Here is a 1,422-nt window from a genome sequence, read left to right as displayed (position 1 = left end):
CCCGGCCCGGCACCGCGAGCCTGCTCCGCTCCGGCCGGGGCGTGCTGCTCGATCTCACCGCCGGGCACTGGGCGGAACCGGCCGGGCCCTGGGCGGACCGGGTGGACACCGTCTCGGCCGAGCCGGTGCCGGACGGGCCGCTGGCCGGGACCGAGGCCGTGCTCGTGCGGCCGGACGGCCACGTCGGGTGGGTCGCGGGTGACGGGACCGACGTCGAAAGCGCGCTGCGTCGCTGGTTCGGCGCCGAGGGGAGCGGGTGATGGTGCAGCTGGGAAGCAAGACCGCGCTGGTCACGGGGTCGAGCCGGGGGATCGGCCGGGCCACCGCGCTGCGGCTCGCGAGTGCGGGAGCCGTGACAGCGGTGCATTCCGGGCAGGACGCCGACGGGGTGGCCGAGACCGTGCGCGCCATCGAAGACGCGGGAGGGCGGGCGTTCCCCGTGCTGGCCGAGCTGGGGGTGCCCGGTGACGTCGACGTCCTCTTCGAAGGGCTGGAGGCGGGACTCAAGGAGCACGCCGACCGCGTGGAGCTCGACATCCTGGTCAACAACGCGGCCGTGCTCGGCACCGTGGCCCCCGAGGAGGTCACGCCGGAGCACTTCGACCGGCTCATGGCGGTCAACGCGAAGGCCCCGCTCTTCATCGTGCAGCGGGCGCTGCCGCTGATGCCCGACGGCGGGCGCATCGTCAACATCTCCACCGGGCTCACCAGGTTCGCGAACCCGCCGGAGGTGGCGCACGCGATGAGCAAGGCCGCCCTCGAGATGATCACCCTCCACTTCGCGCGGCACCTGGGCGCCCGGGGCATCACGGTCAACACGGTGGCACCCGGCGTCGTCGACACCGGCGACCTGGTGCGGGCCGAGCCCTGGCTGCGGGCGGCGCTGTCCGGCCTTTCGGCGTTCGGCAGGCTCGGCCGGCCCGAAGACATCTCCGAAGTGGTGGCCTTCCTCGCCAGTCCCGAAGCGCGGTGGGTCACCGGCGCGTGGATCGACGCCACCGGCGGCACGATGCTCGGCCAGGACCTGTGATGCCGCGGCAGCGCCTGGTCGTGGTGGGTGCCTCGCTGGCCGGGGTCCGCGCGGTGGAGGCCGCCCGCGAGGCCGGGTTCGACGGGCACCTCGTCCTGGTCGGCGCGGAGGAACACCTGCCCTACGACCGGCCGCCGTTGTCCAAGCTGTTCCTCGAAGCCACCGCGGAACCGACGGTCCCGACCTTCCGCTCGGCCGGCTTCCTCCGCCACGACCTCGGCGTGGACCTGCGGCTCGGCGCCCCCGCGACCGGGCTGGACACCGAGGCCCGGACCATCACGGTCGCCGGTGTCGCGCTGGGCTACGACCGGCTCGTCATCGCCACCGGCGCCCAGGCCCGCGGCTTGCCCGGCGCCGAGCGGCTCGCCGGGGTGCACCCGCTGCGCACGCTC

General features: G+C 75.0%; 2 protein-coding genes and 1 pseudogene. All 3 read left to right on the top strand.

The window, feature by feature from the left end; genetic code table 11:
• A pseudogene (locus tag G3I65_RS07475) lies at positions 1-260 on the top strand (oxidoreductase); the annotation flags it as partial.
• On the top strand, positions 260-1,030 hold the full coding sequence (locus tag G3I65_RS07470; protein WP_160695433.1) for an SDR family oxidoreductase: 771 nt from the start codon (positions 260-262) through the stop codon (positions 1,028-1,030). The pseudogene G3I65_RS07475 and the gene G3I65_RS07470, both read left to right, overlap by 1 nt.
• A partial coding sequence (locus tag G3I65_RS07465; protein ID WP_160695432.1) for an FAD-dependent oxidoreductase occupies positions 1,030-1,422 on the top strand: 393 nt, incomplete at its 3' end. The genes G3I65_RS07470 and G3I65_RS07465, both read left to right, overlap by 1 nt.

The sequence above is a fragment of the Amycolatopsis sp. SID8362 genome (genome assembly GCF_010550475.1).
In the GTDB taxonomy this organism is placed as follows: Bacteria; Actinomycetota; Actinomycetes; order Mycobacteriales; family Pseudonocardiaceae; genus Amycolatopsis; species Amycolatopsis eburnea.
The sequence above is the reverse complement of the archived record's forward strand: the minus strand, read 5'-3'. Positions and strand labels throughout refer to the sequence as shown.